This is a genomic window from Streptomyces sp. WM4235 (genome assembly GCF_001279725.1).
GTDB lineage: Bacteria > Actinomycetota > Actinomycetes > Streptomycetales > Streptomycetaceae > Streptomyces.
In genome coordinates this window covers 1-17,485 of sequence record NZ_LGDE01000159.1, presented here as the reverse complement: position 1 = coordinate 17,485, position 17,485 = coordinate 1, and the positions used below count along the sequence as shown (strand labels likewise).

General features: G+C 73.7%; 15 protein-coding genes. 5 read left to right on the top strand and 10 right to left on the bottom strand.

Annotated elements, in window-relative coordinates; translation table 11 throughout:
- Positions 1-35 precede the first annotated feature (35 nt).
- Together cobC and ADK55_RS13945 are read left to right on the top strand one after the other, a co-directional pair.
- Positions 36-1,457, top strand: coding sequence for an Rv2231c family pyridoxal phosphate-dependent protein CobC (cobC, locus tag ADK55_RS13950; protein ID WP_234350036.1), 1,422 nt, complete (start codon positions 36-38; stop codon positions 1,455-1,457).
- Between the two features lie 139 nt (positions 1,458-1,596).
- Positions 1,597-2,814, top strand: coding sequence for a CapA family protein (locus ADK55_RS13945; RefSeq protein WP_078998902.1), 1,218 nt, complete (start codon positions 1,597-1,599; stop codon positions 2,812-2,814).
- Between the two features lie 33 nt (positions 2,815-2,847).
- Here ADK55_RS13945 and ADK55_RS13940 read toward each other — a convergent pair whose 3' ends face one another.
- Positions 2,848-3,801 (bottom strand): SCO1860 family LAETG-anchored protein, encoded by a 954-nt coding sequence (locus ADK55_RS13940; protein WP_053678560.1) that lies wholly within the window; start codon positions 3,799-3,801, stop codon positions 2,848-2,850.
- A 292-nt stretch (positions 3,802-4,093) separates the two neighbouring features.
- A complete protein-coding gene (locus ADK55_RS13935; RefSeq protein WP_053678558.1) occupies positions 4,094-5,197 on the bottom strand; it encodes an amidohydrolase family protein in 1,104 nt (367 codons plus the stop codon).
- Between the two features lie 64 nt (positions 5,198-5,261).
- Here ADK55_RS13935 and ADK55_RS13930 point away from each other — a divergent pair, with 64 nt between their 5' ends.
- On the top strand, positions 5,262-6,329 hold the full coding sequence (locus ADK55_RS13930; protein WP_053678556.1) for a pyridoxal-phosphate-dependent aminotransferase family protein: 1,068 nt from the start codon (positions 5,262-5,264) through the stop codon (positions 6,327-6,329).
- Positions 6,330-6,723: 394 nt separating this feature from the next.
- On the opposite strand, the gene ADK55_RS13925 is transcribed toward ADK55_RS13930, so the two are convergent.
- The 8 genes from ADK55_RS13925 to ADK55_RS13890 form a co-directional block, all read right to left on the bottom strand.
- The gene (locus ADK55_RS13925; protein WP_053678554.1) at positions 6,724-7,782 is read right to left on the bottom strand and encodes an aminotransferase class V-fold PLP-dependent enzyme; all 1,059 of its coding nucleotides are present in this window, start codon (positions 7,780-7,782) and stop codon (positions 6,724-6,726) included.
- 83 nt (positions 7,783-7,865) lie between these two features.
- Positions 7,866-8,582 (bottom strand): DsbA family oxidoreductase, encoded by a 717-nt coding sequence (locus tag ADK55_RS13920; protein ID WP_053678552.1) that lies wholly within the window; start codon positions 8,580-8,582, stop codon positions 7,866-7,868.
- Positions 8,583-8,698: 116 nt separating this feature from the next.
- Positions 8,699-9,229: a GNAT family N-acetyltransferase gene (locus ADK55_RS13915; RefSeq protein WP_053678550.1), complete on the bottom strand. Its 531-nt coding sequence runs from the start codon at positions 9,227-9,229 to the stop codon at positions 8,699-8,701.
- Positions 9,230-9,292: 63 nt separating this feature from the next.
- Entirely contained in the window at positions 9,293-10,741 is a 1,449-nt protein-coding gene (locus ADK55_RS13910) for a peptidoglycan D,D-transpeptidase FtsI family protein (protein WP_053678549.1), read from the bottom strand.
- A gap of 62 nt (positions 10,742-10,803) precedes the next feature.
- Positions 10,804-11,544 carry a response regulator transcription factor gene (locus ADK55_RS13905; protein WP_053678547.1) on the bottom strand — a complete coding sequence of 247 codons (741 nt, stop codon included), beginning with the start codon at positions 11,542-11,544 and terminating at the stop codon, positions 10,804-10,806.
- Complete coding sequence (locus ADK55_RS39785; RefSeq protein WP_234350035.1) at positions 11,541-13,232, bottom strand: histidine kinase; 1,692 nt, start codon at positions 13,230-13,232, stop codon at positions 11,541-11,543. The genes ADK55_RS13905 and ADK55_RS39785 overlap by 4 nt, the downstream gene beginning before the upstream one ends.
- Before the next feature lie 155 nt (positions 13,233-13,387).
- Entirely contained in the window at positions 13,388-14,287 is a 900-nt protein-coding gene (locus ADK55_RS13895; RefSeq protein WP_234350034.1) for a hypothetical protein, read from the bottom strand.
- A gap of 296 nt (positions 14,288-14,583) precedes the next feature.
- The gene (locus ADK55_RS13890) at positions 14,584-15,390 is read right to left on the bottom strand and encodes an IclR family transcriptional regulator (protein ID WP_053678543.1); all 807 of its coding nucleotides are present in this window, start codon (positions 15,388-15,390) and stop codon (positions 14,584-14,586) included.
- A gap of 147 nt (positions 15,391-15,537) precedes the next feature.
- Between ADK55_RS13890 and ADK55_RS13885 the strand changes: the two genes are divergently transcribed.
- Together ADK55_RS13885 and ADK55_RS13880 are read left to right on the top strand one after the other, a co-directional pair.
- The gene (locus ADK55_RS13885) at positions 15,538-17,082 is read left to right on the top strand and encodes an aldehyde dehydrogenase (NADP(+)) (RefSeq protein WP_053678542.1); all 1,545 of its coding nucleotides are present in this window, start codon (positions 15,538-15,540) and stop codon (positions 17,080-17,082) included.
- Between the two features lie 82 nt (positions 17,083-17,164).
- The gene (locus ADK55_RS13880; protein WP_053678540.1) at positions 17,165-17,383 is read left to right on the top strand and encodes a hypothetical protein; all 219 of its coding nucleotides are present in this window, start codon (positions 17,165-17,167) and stop codon (positions 17,381-17,383) included.
- Positions 17,384-17,485 lie beyond the last annotated feature (102 nt).

Sequence of the window (17,485 nt, the reverse complement as noted above, 5' to 3'; positions counted from 1 at the left end):
TGTGATGTCGAGAGTGACGACGGAGGGAGGACCCCGTGGGTGAGTACGTGACGCCGCTGGTGGTGGGGGTGGGCGGACGCGCGGGGGTCTCCGTGGCGGAGGTCTGCGCCCTGGTCGAGGAGACGCTGCGGGGCGCGGGGCTGGCCACCGGGTCGGTGACGGCGCTGGCCACGGTGGAGTCGAAGACGGCGGAGGCGGGTCTCGCCGGGGCGGCGGAACGTTTCGGCGTACCGCTCGTCGGCTACTCCGCCGAGCGGCTGGCCGCCATCGTGGTGCCGCATCCCTCGGACGCGGTCCGCGACGCGGCCGGTACCTCCTCGGTGGCCGAGGCCGCCGCCCTCGCGGGGGGCGGGGAACTCCTGGTGCCCAAGCGCAGGTCGATGGCCGCGACCTGTGCGGTGGCCACCGCACAGGCTCACGACCTGCGCCACCACGGGGACGCCGAGGTGTTGGACGCGGGTGACGCGCTGGTGGACCTGGCCGTGAACGTACGGACGGACACGCCCCCGCAGTGGCTCAGGCAGCGGATCGCCGACAGTCTCGGGGACCTCGCCGCGTACCCGGACGGCCGGGCGGCCCGCGCGGCCGTCGCGGACCGGCACGGGTTGCCGATGGAGCGCGTCCTGCTGACGGCGGGCGCGGCGGAGGCCTTCGTGCTGATCGCACGGGCCCTGGGCGCCGAACGGCCCGTCGTGGTGCATCCGCAGTTCACCGAGCCCGAGGCGGCCCTGCGGGACGCCGGGCACCGGGTGGAACGGGTGGTGCTGAGCGCGGAGGACGGATTCCGGCTGGACCCGGCCGAGGTGCCCGAGGACGCCGATCTGGTGATCGTGGGGAACCCGACCAACCCGACGTCGGTCCTGCACCCGGCGGCGGACCTGGTGGCGCTGGCCCGGCCGGGCCGGATCCTGGTGGTCGACGAGGCGTTCATGGACGCGGTCCCGGGTGAGCGGGAGGCGCTGGCCGGACGGATGGACGTGCCGGGGCTGGTGGTGCTGCGGAGCCTGACCAAGACCTGGGGGCTGGCGGGACTGCGCATCGGCTACGTACTGGCGGAGCCCTCGGTGATCGCGAAGCTCGCGGCGGCGCAACCGCTCTGGCCGGTGTCCACTCCGGCGCTGGTGGCGGCGGAGGCCTGCGTGGCCCCGGCGGCGCTCGCCGAGGCGGAGGAGGCCGCGCGGCGGATCGCGGTGGACCGGGCGCACCTGTTGGCCGGGCTCGCGGAGTTCGACGAGGTCACGGTGGCGGGGGTGGCGCAGGGGCCGTTCGTCCTGATCAAGGTGGCGGGGGCGGCGGAGGTACGCACCCGGCTGCGCGCCCTGGGCTTCGCGGTGCGGCGGGGCGACACCTTCCCGGGGCTGGACCCCTCGTGGCTGCGGCTGGCGGTGCGGGACCGCGCCACGACGGGCCGTCTCCTCCAGGCCCTGGACCACGCGCTGGCCCTGACCACGCGCTGAGCCCGCACTGGCCCTGACCACGCGCTGACCGGGGCAGGGGCGGGGCCGCAGCCTTGGCGGGCGGGGCGGCCGTGGCGCGGGGGCGCGGGGTGAGCGAGGATCAGACCGTCAGTCGTGCGTGAAACCGGGGGGTTCGAGAATGAGGGCAGTCGCCAGGATGGGCGCCGCCGCGGCCGCGTTGGCAGTCGTGGGCGGCGCGGTCTATGCCGTGCCGCACCTGATGGGCGGGGGCGGCGGCGCGAAGCCTGCCACGGAACAACGGCTGGGCGCGAGGCCCACCACCGCGGCGGCGCCGGCCGGGAAGCCGTTCACCCTGGTGGCGACCGGCGACATCATCCCGTACCCGTCGATCATCCAGCGGGCGGCCGACGACGCCGAGGGCACCGGCCGGGCCCACGACTTCCGGAAGATCCTCGCGGGGGTCAAACCCCTGATATCGGCCGCCGACCTGGCGATATGCCACCACGAGATACCCTACGGGCGCCCCGGCGGCCCCTACACGGGTTACCCCGCCTTCAAGGCGCCCCACGAGTTGGCCGACGGCCTCAAGGACGCCGGGTACGACAGCTGCTCGACCGGCTCCAACCACACGCTCGACGACGGCTACGACGGTCTCGTCCGCACCCTCGACCACCTGGATCGGGTCGGCATCAAGCACGTCGGATCGGGCCGCAGCGCCGAGGAGGCGAAGGCCCCCGCGGTCGTCGGGGCGGGCGGCGCGCAGATCGCCCAGTTGGACTACACGTACGGGACGAACGGCATCCCGATCCCGGCCGGCAAGCCCTGGTCGGTCAACCTGATCGACCAGGGCCGGATCATCGCCGACGCCCGCGCCGCACGGGCGGCGGGCGCGAACGTCGTCGTCCTGAGCGTCCACTGGGGCACGGAGTGGCAGACGGCACCCGACCAGCAGCAACGGGAACTGGCGCAGGCCCTGACCGCGTCGCGCGGCGCCGACGGCCTCCCCGACATCGATCTGATCCTCGGCACGCACAACCACGTCCCACAGCCCTACGAGAAGATCAACGGCACCTGGGTGGTCTTCGGCATGGGCGACCAGGTGGCCAGCTTCTACGAGGCCGAGAAGGCGCGCGGCAACATGTCCTCGATCCCCCGCTTCACCTTCTCCCCGGCGGCCGACCGGCCGGGGCGCTGGGAGGTGGTGAAGGCCGAGTACCTGACGCAGTACTCGGACATGACCCCGCCGTTCCGGGTCGTCTGCACCTCCTGCGCCGCCGGCGACACCGCCCTGTCCGCGGCCGACCGGAACCGGTACGCCGCTGTCGACCGGCAGATCACCGCGGCCGTGGCCTCGCGCGGCGCGCATGCCCAGGGGCTGGAGCACGCCACCCGCTGACCCCGGCCGCGGTCGCCCGCCGGCGCCTTTTCGCTACGGGGTCATCCGGCCGCGCCGGGTCACGACGAGCGCGCCCGCGCCGATGCCGAGCAGGAGCAGCGCACCGCCGGCCACCCAGGGGGTCACCGAAGCCGCCCCGGTCTCGGCGAGGTCGCTCGCGCCGGCGGGGGTGGTGGCGGGCGCGGAGGCGGTGACGTTGGAGCCGGTGATGACGTTCGTCCCGGTCTGGGGCTTGACGTCGGGCCCGGCGGGGGCGGAGGCGCTCGGCGCCGGGCCGGACGGGGACTCGCAGCGCGCTTCCGCCAGCACGATGTCGCCCGCGACCTGCGCGACGTTCAGGTCCAGCGGGTTCACCGACACCTTCAGCCGGAGCGCGGCGGCGGCGGCCGTGGTGGAGGTGGTCTCCGTGGCGGACAGCTCCAGGCTCACCAGGCCGACCTTCGGCACCTCCACCTTGGTGGGGCCGCCGGCGGTGAGGGTGACCTTCTTGCCGAGGACGGAGACGTTGCCCAGGACGTTCGCGCGGGCCACCGGCTTCTTCCCGGCCTCGCACACCGCCTTGGAGGTGACCTTCTCGACCTGGATGAGGGAGAGCAGGGGAAGGCCGGGGACGTGGACCTTGGCCTTGGCCAGGTTGACCTCGGCCTCGGCGCGCTTCTTGTCGGCGGTCGCCTTGGAGGTGGCGACCTCGGCCCGCAGCACGTTCACCGGCTTGCCCTTGTCGACCCCGTCGAGGGCCACGGAGAGCACGGTCTTCTCGGCGGCGGCAGGGGCGTTGACCTCGTTGAGCGTGGTCTTCAGGGGAACGTGCACGCTCTTGTTGAGCAGGCCCACGTCCAGTCCGGCCCGCAGGACGACGGCTCCGGCCCTGCCCTCGCTCCCGGCGCCGCCGCCCCCCGTGGCGAAGGCGGGCGGCGCGGTGAGCAGGGCCACCGCCCCCGTCGCGAGCAGGACGGCCGCGGGCATGCGGAAGGTGTTGCTGTTCAAGATGGTGGAACCCCCGGGGAGATGGGTGCCGTCGCGCCGCCAATGGGGGACATTGCGCGCGCCGACGGCCTCGACCCTCGGAATCTTTACGCACTGTGAGTGAACGGGCGGCAACCTGACGTGAGTTCACCCCAACGGGTGGTTTCCACGCATGCTTTCGATTCTTTGCACCCCAGAAGGCCTCAGGGAGAACGAAAGTTCCCTCCCGCGGCGTCCGAAAGCCCCGATCAGGCATCCATAACGACGACCGGGCCCGCGACGTCACGCCCGGTCAACCGCCACAAGGCAGGGCTCAGGCCCGGACCCTGCCGTCGACCACGACCCGCAGCGGCCGTGCCAACGCCCGCACGTCCGCGCGCGGGTCGGACGCGTAGACCACGAGGTCCGCCGGCGCCCCCTCGACCAGACCGGGCCTGCCGAGCCACTCCCGGGCCGCCCAGGCCGTCGCCGACAGGGCCTCCAGCGGCGGGATTCCGGCCTTCACCAGCTCGGCCACCTCGGCGGCGACCAGACCGTGCGGCAGGGAACCCCCCGCGTCCGTGCCCACGTACACCGGGACCCCGGCGTCGTAGGCGGCCCGGACGGTGTCGTAGCGGCGCTCGTGGAGCCTTCGCATGTGCGCCGACCAGCGCGGGAACTTGGCGTCGCCGCCCGCCGCCAGCTTCGGGAACGTCGCGATGTTCACGAGGGTCGGCACGATCGCCACCCCGCGTTCCGCGAACAGCGGGATGGTGTCCTCGGTCAGACCCGTGGCGTGCTCGACGCAGTCGATGCCCGCCTCGACGAGATCGCGCAACGAGTCCTCCGCGAAACAGTGCGCGGTGACCCGGGCGCCGAGTCGGTGGGCCTCCGCGATGGCCGCCTCGACCTCGACGCGCGGCCAACAGGCCGTCAGGTCACCGGCGTCGCGGTCGATCCAGTCCCCGACGAGCTTCACCCAGCCGTCGCCGCGCAGCGCCTCGCGGCCCACGTACTCGACGAGGTCGGCCGGCTCGATCTCGTGGGCGTAGTTGCGGATGTAGCGGCGTGTGCGGGCGATGTGCCGGCCCGCCCGGATGATCTTCGGGAGGTCCTCGCGGTCGTCGATCCAGCGGGTGTCGGAAGGGGATCCGGCGTCACGGATCAGGAGGGTCCCGGCGTCCCGGTCCGTGAGTGCCTGCGCCTCGGCCGTGGCGGCGTCCACGGGCCCGTGCGCGTCGAGCCCCACGTGGCAGTGCGCGTCGACCAGACCCGGCAGCGCCCAGCCGGATACCTCGGTGACGTCGCGGGCGCCGCGCGGGCGCTCGTACGAGATCCGGCCGCCGACGACCCACAGTTCGTCGCGTACGTCGTCGGGCCCCACGAGGACCCGTCCCCTCACGTGCAGCACATCGCCCGGACCGCTCACATCGCTCATGTCGGCACCCTACGCGGGTGCTCGGTAGGCTCGACCGGTAACCCCGGACGAGGAGAGCACCGCCGTGAACCACCCCCTGCTGGACCTTCCGCCGCTCACCGCCGCGCGCTTCGCGTCGATCGAGCGGGGTGTCGCGGAACTCCTCGACACCCGACAGGACGTGGTGATCACCCAGGGCGAGGCGCTGCTGCCGTTGGAGGGCTGCATCCGCTCGGGGGCCAGGCCCGGTTCGACGGCGCTGAACATCGTGACCGGGCCGTACGGCACCACCTTCGGCAACTGGCTGCGCGACTGCGGGGCAAGCGTGGTGGACCTGGCCGTGCCGTACGACACCGCGGTGACCGCCGAGCAGGTCGCCGAGGCGCTCCAGGCGCACCCGGAGATCGACTTCGTCTCGCTGGTGCACGCCGAGGCGGCCACCGGGAACACCAACCCGATCGCGGCGATCGGTGAGGTGGTACGGGCCCACGGCGCGCTGTTCATGCTGGACGCGGTGGCCTCGGTGGGCGCGGAGCCCCTGCTCCCGGACGCGTGGGGCGTGGACCTGTGCGTGATCGGCGCGCAGAAGGCGATGGGCGGCCCGGCCGGCGTCTCGATGGTGTCGGTGTCGGAGCGGGCGTGGGCCCGGTTCGCGCAGAACCCGGCCGCGCCCCGCCGTTCGTACCTGTCGCTGCTGGACTGGAAGGACCGCTGGATCGACGGCGGTCGCACGGCGCTGCCGCACGCGCCGGCGCAGTTGGAGATGCTCGCGTTGGAGGCCTGCCTGGAGCGGATCTCGACCGAGGGCCTGGCCGCGGTCGAGGCCCGGCACGCGGCGGCGGCGCGGGCCACCCGCGCCGGCGCGGCGGCGCTGGGTGTGGCCCCGTACGTCGCGGTGGCCGCCCAGGCCGCGCCGGTGGCGACCACCCTGCGGGTTCCCGGGGCGTCGGCGGTGGTGGCCAAGGCGCTGTCGGTGGACCCGTCGGCCCCGCTCGTGGCGGGCGGCGGGGCGCTGGCCGAGGAGATGCTCCGGGTCAACCACTACGGTCCGGCGGCCGACCTGGCCGTGGTGCGGGGCACGTTGACGGCCCTGGCCGCGGCGCTGTCCGCCGACCCGGCCGAGGCGGTGGCGGCGGCGTCCGCGGCCTGGTGAGGCTTGGCGGGGCGGGGCGGTTGCGGTTGCGCGCGGGGGGCCGGTTCAGCGCGGGGCGGTGCGGTTGCGTGTGGGGGGCCGGTTCAGCGCGGGACCGTTGCGCGGAGCGGCCCCGGCTGCGCCGGGCTTTCGGGGCTCCGCCCCGGACCCCGCGCCTCAAACGCCGGCGGGGCTGGGATTGCCGGGCCCTGAAGGCAGGTGTGGGCGGGGCTGGGATTGCCGGGCCCTGGGGGCAGGTGTGGGCCGGGCTGGGATCGCCGGGGCCCCGTGGGCAGATGTGGGCCGGGCTGGGATTGCCGGGCCCCGGGGGCAGGTGTGGGCGGGGCTGGGATTGCCGGGCCCTGAAGGCAGGTGGGGGCCGGGGTCGGGGCCGACGGGTGGTGACGCTTGGGGGTCAGCCGGCGAGCACGTCCAGCAGTCTGTCGACGTCCGCCTCGGTGTTGTACAGGTGGAACGAGGCCCGCAGGGAACCGGCGCGGGCCGCCACGGCGATGCCGGCCGACTGGAGCGCGGGCTGCCGGTCGGCCAGGCCCGGCACCGACACGATGGGCGACTCGCCCGGTACGGGCTCGTGGCCGATGCGGGCGAGGCCGGTCCGGTAGCGGGCGGCCAGCGCGGTGTCGTGGGCGTGCACGGCGGCGACGCCGATCCGCTCCAGCAGCTCCAGTGAGGGTGCGGCGGCGTGGTAGGCGAGGAAGGCCGGGGACTCGTCGAAGCGGCGTGCCCCGTCGGCCGGTCGGGACATCGGCCCGTAGGTGGCGTCCGCCGGCGCCCCGGCGGCGGCCCAGCCCGCGTGCAGGGGGGTGAGGTCCTCCTGGGCCTCCGGCGAGACGGTCAGGTACGAGACCCCGCGCGAGCCGAGCAGCCACTTGAAGCCGGCGGTGACCGTGTAGGCGTACGGCGACGCGTCGAAGGGCATCCACCCCGCGGCCTGGGTGGCGTCCACCAGGACCCGTGCGCGGTGCGCGGCCGCGGCGGCGCGCACCGCCGCGAGATCGGCCGTGCGGCCGTCGGAGGACTGCACGGCGCTCAACGCGACCAGTGCGGTGTCCGGACCGACGGCCTCGGCCATCGCCTCCAGCGGGGCGAAACGGACCTTGAGATCGGCGCGCACCACGAACGGGTTGATCACCGAGGCGAAGTCGCCCTCGGGGCACAGCACTTCAGCACCGGCCGGAAGGGAGGCCGAGACGAGGCCGACGTGGCCGGCAACGGTCGAGCCGACGGCCACCCGGCCGGACGGCACCCCCACCAGTCGCGCGAAGGAGTCCCGTGCCCGGTTCACCCGGTCGAAGTCGCCGGAACCGGCGGGGAGTCCGGCCCCGGCCGCCTCGGCCAGGGCTCGCACCTCCGCGACCGCGGAACGCGGGAGGACACAACAGGTGGCGGTGTTCAGGTAGGTGGTGGTGTGCGCGAACTCGGCCCGGACGGCCTCGGAAAGCGGAAGGTCCATGGAGTCACTGTGGGCCGGAAACGCCCCACAGTCCATCACCGGGTTCCGGACACCCACCCGAAGATCCCGTTATGCGGGTTTGATCACGCCTTCGGTACGGCGCAGGCCCCGTCGGGTTCGCAGACCTCCGCGTCGGAGGCCGCGGCCACCGGTGCGAGGGTCTCGCGTCCGGCCCAGGCCTGCTCCAGCGCCTGGGTGAACACCTCGGCCGGCTGGCCGCCGGAGATTCCGTAGCGACGGTCGAAGACGAAGAACGGCACGGCGTTGGCCCCCAGTTCGGCGGCCTCGCGCTCGTCGGCCCGTACCGCCTCGGCGTAGGCCGACGCGTCGGCGAGGACCGTACGGGCCTCCGCCTCGTCCAGTCCGGCCTCGACGGCCAGCGCGACCAGCACCTCGGCGTCGAAGACGCTGCGCTCCTCGGCGAAGTTGGCGCGGTAGGCGAGGTCGAGCAGCTCTTCCTGGCGGCCGCGGGCGGCGGCCAGGTGCAGCAGGCGGTGGATGTCGAAGGTGTTGCCGTGGTCGCGCCCCTCGACCCGGTAGGTGAGCCCTTCCGCGCGTGCGCTCGCCGCGACGTGCTCCTCCATGCCGCGCGCCTCGTCGAGGGTGCGTCCGTACTTCTTGGCCAGCATCTCCACGACGGGTGCCACGACGCCCTTGGCTCCGTTGGGGTCGAGCTCGAAGGACCGGAAGACGACCTCCACCTCGTCTCGGTGCGCGAACTCGGCCAGCCCCTTCGTGAAACGGGCCTTGCCGATGTAGCACCAGGGGCAGGCGATGTCGCTCCAGATCTCGACGCGCATGTTCCTTCTTCTCTCCGTGATCGTGAACACGGCCGGTATCCCTGTTCGGGGACGCGGCCCGCGACCGCGCCCTTCGCGGCACGGCGGTTTCGGGTTCAACCAACCGGGGGGTCGTCTCATTCCCCGGACAACGGGCCCGCGCCGGCCGCCTTCGACCGAGGCTCCGCGCCGTCGGCGACCCGTAGCCAGAGCGTGAGGTGGGACCCGGAGCGGTCGGCGGCGGGATCCGGGCGCCAACCGCGCGAGGCGTAGAAGGCCTGGGCGCGCAGGTTGTGCTCGAAGACCTCCAGCCGTACCCGATCGACGCCCGCCCGACGCCAGACGTCCAGGCAGGCGGCGTGCAGGGCCGCCCCGGTGCCTCGCCGCCAGTGGTCCGGGTCGACGTGCAGTTGGGTGAGCGTGGCCTGCCCCTCGGCGGTGCGGAACGCGGCGACCCCCGTGAGCACCCCGCCCTGCTCCGCGCAGAACACCCCGCCCTCGGCGCCGGCCCGGGCGACCGCCCGCGACCAGCCCTCGCGGGTCCGCGCGAACCCCGCGTCCCCGCCGTGCACCGCCTCGGGGACCCGACCGCGGTAGTAGGTGGAGCGGGCCCGGGTGTGGAGGGCGGCGATGGCGTCGAGATCGGCGGGGAGCGCGGTCCGGATCATGGGAAGGGAAACGCGCCGGGAACCGTGTCGGTTCCCGGCGCGTCGGCTACGCGTTCGAGGCGGCTACTTCTTCAGCCACGCCGACATCATCTTCTGCGCGATCGGCGCGGCCAGCCGGCCGCCGCCGATCTCGGAACGGTCCGTGTCCGAGTTCTCGATGACGACCGCCACGGCGATCTGCCGGTCACCGGCCTTTCCGTACGAGGTGAACCACGCGAGCGGCGACTGGCTGTTGTTCACGCCGCGCTGCGCGGTACCCGTCTTGCCGCCCACCTCGGCGCCCGCGACCTGGGCGGGCTTGCCGCCGCCCTCGGTGGCGACCGTCCGCATGGCGTCCTGGAGCATGGAGGCCGTCTTGGCGCTCATGACCTCGTCGGTCTTCGGGTCCTTCAGGCTCTCCAGCACGTTGCCGTTGGCGTCCGTGACCTCGGAGACCATGTGGGGTCCGACGAGCTTGCCGCCGTTCTCGATCGCGGCGGTCACCATCGCCATCTGGAGCGGGGTGGCCTGCACGTCGAACTGGCCGATACCCGTCTGCGCGACCTGGTCGACCGACATCTTCTTCGAGGGGTACTTGCTCGGCGGGTTCGTCCGCACCGGGGTGTCGATCTGCGCGTTGAAGCCGAGCTTCTCGGCCATCTTCAGCATCCTGTCCTGGCCCAGCTTGTGCGCGAACTCCGCGAACACGTTGTTGCAGGACAGCCTCAGGGCGGTGCGCGACGAGACGTTGTTGCACATCTCGTCGGGGACCTCGCTCTTGAGCTTGGTCGTGGTGCCGGGAATCGTGTAGTTGCCCGGGACGGAGGTGTTCTGGTCGATGCTCGTGACCAGCCCGTTCTCGATGGCCGCCGCGAGGGTGACCAGCTTGAAGGTGGATCCGGGAGCCTGCGGCTTGCGCAGTGCCCCGTTCTCCATGGCCTTGCCGTTGTCGGCGGACAGTTCCGCCCAGGCCTTGGTGTCGTTGGCTCCGGAGATGCGGCCGGGGTCGAACGACGGATTGTTGACGACGGCGAGGATCTCGCCGGACGCCGGGTCGATGGCCACGGCGGAGCCCTGCTTGCCCTGGAGCGCGTCGTAGGCGGCCTTCTGGACGCCCTTGTCGATGGTGGTCAGGACGTTGCCCGGGGCGGCCCGCTTGTTCGTGAGCGTGTCCATCATCGTCTTGAGACGGTTGTCGGAGCCGTTGAGGATGTTCTTGTAGACACCCTCCAACATCGACGTGCCGAACGCCTGGGAGCTGAACCCGGTGACCGGCGCGTAGAGCGGACCGTCGGTGTACGTGCGCTTGTACCCGAAGTCCTTGCCGCCCGTCTTCACGGAACCGGTGATCGACTCCCCGCCCACGATGATGTTGCCCAACGGGTTCTCGTACTGCCCGATGAGGTTCCGTCGGTTGTTCTTGTCGTCTGCGAGGGCCTGGCCTTGGTATGCCTGCACCCAGGTGACGCGGACCAGCAGGGCCAACACCAGAAGCAGACAGAAGACCGACGCACGCCTGATCGTTTTGTTCATCCTCAAGAAGGACGTGTCAACGGCTCCGAGCGTTCCACTCCGGCCCGATTGTGGCGGGGTTCTCAGTGTTTCTTCATGAGGAAGCCTCCCTCGTAGGCCGCGATGACCGCCTGTGTACGGTCCCGGGACCCGGTCTTCGCGAGGACGGCGGTCACGTGCGTCTTGATCGTCTGCGGCCCGACGCCGAGCTGCTCGCTGATCTCGTGGTTGGAGAGTCCGGTGGCGATCAGGCGCAGTACGTCGGCCTCCCGATCGGTGAGCCGGGCCACCCACGGGGCCACGCCGAACGGGCCGGCGGCCGAGTACGGGGCGCCGGGATGCGGGGGTCCTGACCGCGCGGTGCCGGACTGCGGGGGTCCGGACCGCGCGGCCGGTGCGTACGCGGCGGCCAGCGATCGGACGGCCGCCGGGAAGAGCAGCGAGTCACCGCGGCCGACGAGCCGGACCGCCCCGATCAGCTCGTCGGGGTCGGCCCGCTTCAGCAGGAAACCGGCCGCGCCGGCGCGCAGCGCCTCGTAGACGTAGGAGTCGTTCTCGAAGGTGGTGACGACCACGATCCGGGGCGGGGCGGCCATGGTGGCGAGGATCCGCTCCGTGGCCCGGATGCCGTCGATCTCGGGCATCCGGACGTCCATCAGCACCACGTCGGGCGCCAGCGACCGGACCAGCGATACGACCTCGGCCCCGGAGCCGGCCTCCCCGACCACCTCCAAGTCCGGTTCGGCCTCCAGGATGACCCGAAGGGCCGTACGGACCATCCGCTCGTCATCGGCGATCACGACGCGCAGTGCGGGCCGGGTCATCTCCCGCCCCCGCCCAGCGGCAGAACGGCCCGCAACCGCCACAGGCCGTCGTGCGGGCCGGCCTCGACGGCCCCGCCGAGCAGGGCGGCCCGCTCACCGATCCCGCGCAGGCCCCGCCCCCCGGCGGTCCGGCGATCACGCTCCCCGGCCCCGGGTGAGGCGAGTGGATTGGTCATGGTGATCTCCAGTTCACGCTGCCGAGCCCGATGCCCGTGCGGTTGCCGATACGGGGGCGGGGGCGGCTGCGGGTGCGGGTCCGGGTGCGGGTGCGGGTGCGGGCCCGGGTCCGGGTGCGGGTGCGGGTGCGGGCCCGGGTCCGGGTGCGGGTCCGGGTGCGGGTCCGGGTGCGGGTGCGGGCCCGGGTCCGGGTCCTGATCGCCGTCGCGGTCCCGGTTCCCGATCCGGTCGCTGTCCCGGTCGCCGTTCCCGATGCCGTCGCCGATCCCGACGCCGTCGCCGTTGTCGTCCCGGTCTCGGTCCCGGACCCGGTTCCCGACCCGGTCGCCGTCGCGGTCGCCGTTCCCGTCCCGGTCTCGGTACTGGTCCCGGTCCCGCTCCCGGTTCCCGGCCCGGCCGCGGTCCCGGTCAGCGCCGCCGCGGCCGGCTCCGGTGCGCTCGCCCAAGCCGTCGCCGTCATCGGTGTCGCGCAGCACGATGCGCAGTTCCACGGCCCCGCCCCCGTGGCGCAGGGCGTTGCTCAGGCCTTCCTGGACGATCCGGTAGGCCTCGCGGGAGGTGATCGCCGGAAGCCGGGCCCAGTCACCGGCTCGGCCGGGGTCCAGGTGGGCGGTGATCGGGGTACCGGCGGCTCGGGAGCGGGCCAGCAGCCCGTCGAGGTCGCCGGCGAGGGTGGGAGCCGGTTCCGTACCCGGCCTGGACGGCCCATCCGGGCCGCCTTCGCCCTCCCCCTCGCGCAGGAGACCGAGCACCGCGTCCAGCTCGCCGACCGTCCGGCGGGTGGTCTCCTCGATGGCGGTCAGCGCCTCGCGGACGAAGGCGGGGTCGCGATCCAGGACCCGCCGTGCCGCACTCGCCTGGAGGGTGACGGCGCTCAGCGCGTGCCCGACCGCGTCGTGCAGCTCCCGGGCGAGCCGGTTGCGCACCGCCAGGTCGGCGGCCCTCTCCTCGGCCGCCGCCAGCCGGTCCGCCGGGGCGGGGCCGAGCAGGACCGGCGCCAGTCGGGCCAACAGCGCGCCGGCGCCGGCGACGCACCACCCGATCCCGACGAGCAGGGCCACCCCGAACAGTGGGGTCGTGTAGGGGCGGGCCTCGCCGTCGAGCCAGAACAGCCCGAGGTCGGAGTGCCGCACCGAGCCCGTGAACGGTGCCACGATGAGGAACACCGCCAGCGGCGGCAACGCCAGGCACATACCGCTGACCAGCGCGCCCACCCCCAGGTGCGCGGTCCACCAGGCCGAGCCGCGCACCCGAGCCGACCAGGACCGGGCCGGGCCCTCCGCCAGCCCCTCCCCCGGCACCCCGCACAAGGCGCGCACCGCGGCGACCGACATGGGCCGGACCAGCCCGAACGTCCCGGTCGCGGCGGCGAGGGGCAGGGCCGCCCCGTAGGCGGCCAGGGCCAGCGGGAGGGAGGTGAGGGCGTTGCGCCCGCCCGCGACCACCCCGACCACCACCTGGGTCAGCAGGAAGTACGGCATCAACAGGGCTCCGCCGAGTATTTGGTGCACCCAGCGCAACCGTGCCCGCGCCCCGAACCACCGGCCCCACGGCCCCCACCGACGCACCGGACCCCACCACCCCACAGAACCCGACCGAACCGCCGGGCGAGAGCGAACCGCCGGACCCGACCGGCTCGTCCGCACGCGTGCCATCGCCGGTCGTTTCAGGCCGCGCGGCGGCTGGCGAGGAACCGCGTGACAACCGTGGTGGCGAGCAGTCCGATGATCATCTGGGCAGCGTAGAGCAGAAGGGTCGCGGCGGTGGGCCGTTCGTTCGGCCCGGACCCCGCGCCCAGCAGGGCGAGGGAGAGCCACACGCCCCAACTCAGCGTCGCCGACGAGCCGATCCAGGCGAGGGCCAACGGCCCTCGCGCCCGTCTGTTCCCACCCCGGGCCAACCACACCGAACCCACACCTGCGGCCAGGGCACAGATCGCGTGGACGACGGACACCACTCCCGCATCCGAGGAGTACCGCGCGATCTGCGTCGGGTTCTGTCCGGCCATGCCGCCGAAGCCCCAGTACCCGTACACGGCGGACACCGCCAGGGCCATGACCGCCGCGGCTCCCGCCACCACCCCCGTGGATGGCGGGAGCCGCTCGCCCAGGCGCCCCTGCCACCGCCGGCCCCAGCGCTGCCGCGCGTAGGGCACGAACAGCCCGGCCAGGGACACGGCCTGGACCATGAACCCCAGGTAGACGACGTTGAATACCCAGGGGTCGAGGAAGGGCTCCCGCGCCGCGCGCTCGGCCGCGTCCGAGCCCGCTCCCAGCGCTGCCATGAGCAGTTGGCCGGGGAACCCGAGGGTGATCGGCGTGAGCAGCCCGGTGGCGATGAAGACCGGGACGGTCAACAGGCCGGCAGGCACCCGTAGGCCCCGGGGACGGGTGAGGACCAGGGCGAGCAGCACCACACCCGAGTCCATGACCAGGGAGAGGGCGTTCAGCAAGGGAAGGGACAACCCCGGGTCCAGCAGGACACTGCCGTCGGGTATGCCCAGGTGACTCCCGCCCAGCCAGGCGGCCTTGAGGGTCAGATACGGCACGGTGGCGGCAATGGCCACGGCGCGCAGGATCCGCCGCCCGGCCCCCAACGCGGGTGCGGGTGCGGGTGCGGGTGCGGGTGCGGGTGACGACGGTCGTGGGTCGGAGGTCGCCGGTTTCGGGTGAACTGTTGGTCCGGTCATGCCTCAACGGTCCCGTGCGCCGCCCCGCCGCACCTCCCCCTCATTGGGGAACCGCCTCCCCCACGCGGGGGAGGAGGCATCGATTCCGCCGCCCGACCCCGGCCCCGACCCTCCAACCCCCCGCCCCCCGACCCGCCCGTCCCGCGTCACATCCCCGACCCACCCGTCCCGCGTCACATCCGCCGCGTCACCACCGACAGCCGGTCCCGTGCCTCGAACAACGCCGCCTTGATCAGGTGCTCGTGCCCGTCCGTCAGCCGGGCCACCGGCACCGAGCAGCTCACCGCGTCCCGCGCCGGCGTCCGGTACGGCACCGCCACGCCGAAGCACCGCAGCCCCAGCGTGCTCTCCTCCCGGTCCACGGCGTACCCCTGTTCCCGTACCAGCGCCAGCTCGTCCACGAGTCGGTCGCGGTCGGTGATGGTGTGCTCGGTGACCGCCTCCAGCCGTCGCGGCAGCAGCCGGCGCACCTCGTCGTCGGTGTGTGTGGCCAGCAGTGCCTTGCCGAGCGCCGTGGAGTGGGCCGGCAGCCGCCGTCCGACCCGGGTGAACGGCCGCAGGTGGTGCCGGGACTGTCGGGTGGCGAGGTAGACCACGCTCGTCCCGTCCATCCGGGCCAGGTGGATGGTCTCCGTCGTGTCGTCGGAGAGCCGGTCCAGGGTGGGCCGGGCCGCCGCCACCACCTCGTCGCCGTCAATGTACGAACTGCCGACGAGGAGGGCCCGTACGCCTATGCCGTACCGCGTCCCGGTCGCGTCCGTCTCCACCCAGCCCAGGTTCACCAGGGTGCGCAGCAGCATGTAGAGACTGGACTTCGGCAGGGAGAGATCGTGCTGGATGTCGGCGAGGCTGTGCAGCCCCGGCCGCGCCGCGAAGTGCTCCAGCAACAGCACCGTGCGAACCGCCGACTTGACGGCCGCGTGAGCGCCCGAACCCCCCGGCTCCGCACCCCCCGCCCCGGCGGACTCAGCTGTGGTCATTCGGCTTCGTGCCCCTCTTGTCTCTTGTCAACCCGGAAGACGCGGAAATAGAGTCCACGATGGATGTGATCATTCATCCATCGGAACGGCGTTCAGAGTACTGAACGCCGCCGCGCGGGTCAGGGTAGATCCAGGAGGCAGTGCGCCATGGCAGCAACACCAGTCTGGAGTGTGGACCCCCGCACCGGGAAGCAGCGCGAGCAGGTTGCGGTGGAGGCCACACCCGGGGAGGTGGACGAGGCCGTCCGCGCGGCCCACGCCGCCCGTTCCGCCCTGACCGACCGCACCGCGCGGGTCGCGTTCCTGCGCGCCGCGGCCGATCTGCTCGACGAGTCCGCCGCCCACGTCATCGAGGCGGCCGACGCGGAGACCGCGCTGGGCCCGGGCCGCCTCACCGGCGAACTCGCCCGTACCACCGGCCAACTGCGTGCCTTCGCCGACGCCGTGGACGAGGGCGCGTACCTCGACGTGCGCATCGACCACGCCGACCCGGCGCTGAGCCCGCCGCGCCCCGACCTGCGTCGCTACAAGGTGCCGCTGGGCGTGGTCGCCGTCTACGCCGCCTCCAACTTCCCCCTCGCCTTCTCCGTACCCGGCGGGGACACCGCGAGCGCGCTGGCCGCGGGCTGCCCGGTCGTGGTCAAGGCCCATCCCGACCATCCGGCCACCTCCGAGTTGTGTGCCTCCCTGCTGCGCCGGGCGGCGGTCGCGACCGGGCTTCCCGCGGAGGTCGTCGCGGTGGTCCACGGCTTCGAAGCCGGGCTGGAACTGGTGCGTCACCCGCTCGTCGCCGCCGCCGGGTTCACCGGTTCCATCCGGGGCGGTCGGGCCCTGTTCGACGCGGCCGCCGCGCGGCCCGTCCCCATCCCCTTCCACGGCGAACTCGGCTCCCTCAACCCCGTCGTGGTCACCCCGGCGGCGGCCACCGAGCGCGCCGAGGAGATCGGCGCCGGACTCGCCGCTTCCGTCACCCTCGGGGTCGGCCAGTTCTGCGTGAAGCCCGGGCTGGTGCTGGTCCCCTCGGGCGGGGACGGCGACCGGCTGGCCGCCGCCCTCACCAAGGCGCTCGGCGAGACCGAACCCGGCGTGCTGCTGGACCACCGGATGCGGGAGAACTTCGTCGCCGGGGTCGGCGAACGGGCCGCCCTGCCCGGCGTCACCGCACCCGTGACCCCCGGTTCCGGCGGGGAACACACCGTCGGCGCGGGCTACCTGACGGTCGACGCCGCGAGCCTTCTGGCGGGCGGCGCCCACGACGTGCTGTTGGAGGAGTGCTTCGGCCCGGTGACCGTCGTGGTCCGGTACGCGGATCAGCACGAGGCGGCCGGGGTACTGGGACTCCTCGGCGGAAACCTGAGCGCTACCCTCCAGCTGTCCGACGCCGAGACCGCGGGCGCGCCCGGACCGGCCGGCGCACTGATCGAGCAGGTCACCGGCCTGGCGGGACGGATCGTCGTCAACGGCTGGCCGACCGGTGTCGCGGTGGCGCCGGCCCAGCACCACGGCGGCCCGTACCCGGCGGCGACCTCGCACTCCACGTCGGTCGGCGGCACCGCCGTCGAGCGCTGGCTGCGGCCGGTGGCCTACCAGTCGGTGCCGGACGCCCTGCTGCCGGCGGAGCTGCGGGAGGCCAACCCGCTGGGTCTGCCCCGCCGGGTCACCGGGGAGCGGGTCAGCGCGCAGGAGCTCTGAGCCCCCGAACCGCCTCCCCACCTCCCGTCCCCGCCGCATAATCCGTTGCCCGGCGGTCCCTCGGCCCGGCAGGCTGCGCGTCATGCCGAAACCGCACGGGTTCACGTACGAGAGACAGGGCGACTCCGTCGTCATCACGCACCGGGGCCGGGCCGCGGGCACCCTGCGGGGCGGCCGCGCCGAGAAGTTCCTGGCGGAAGTGGAGTCGGGCGACGCGCAGCTGGTGATGGCGCGCTGGACGGGCGCCTACAAGTTCGGCAACGAACGCACCGCCAGGAACCACCCCCGCAACCAACGCTGATCCCCCACCGGGCCGCCGGCCCCGCAGACCGGACCGCCCGGCGGACCCGCACGACCGGCACGCCCCGGCTCGGCCGACCCGACCCCGGCCCCCGCCCCGGCC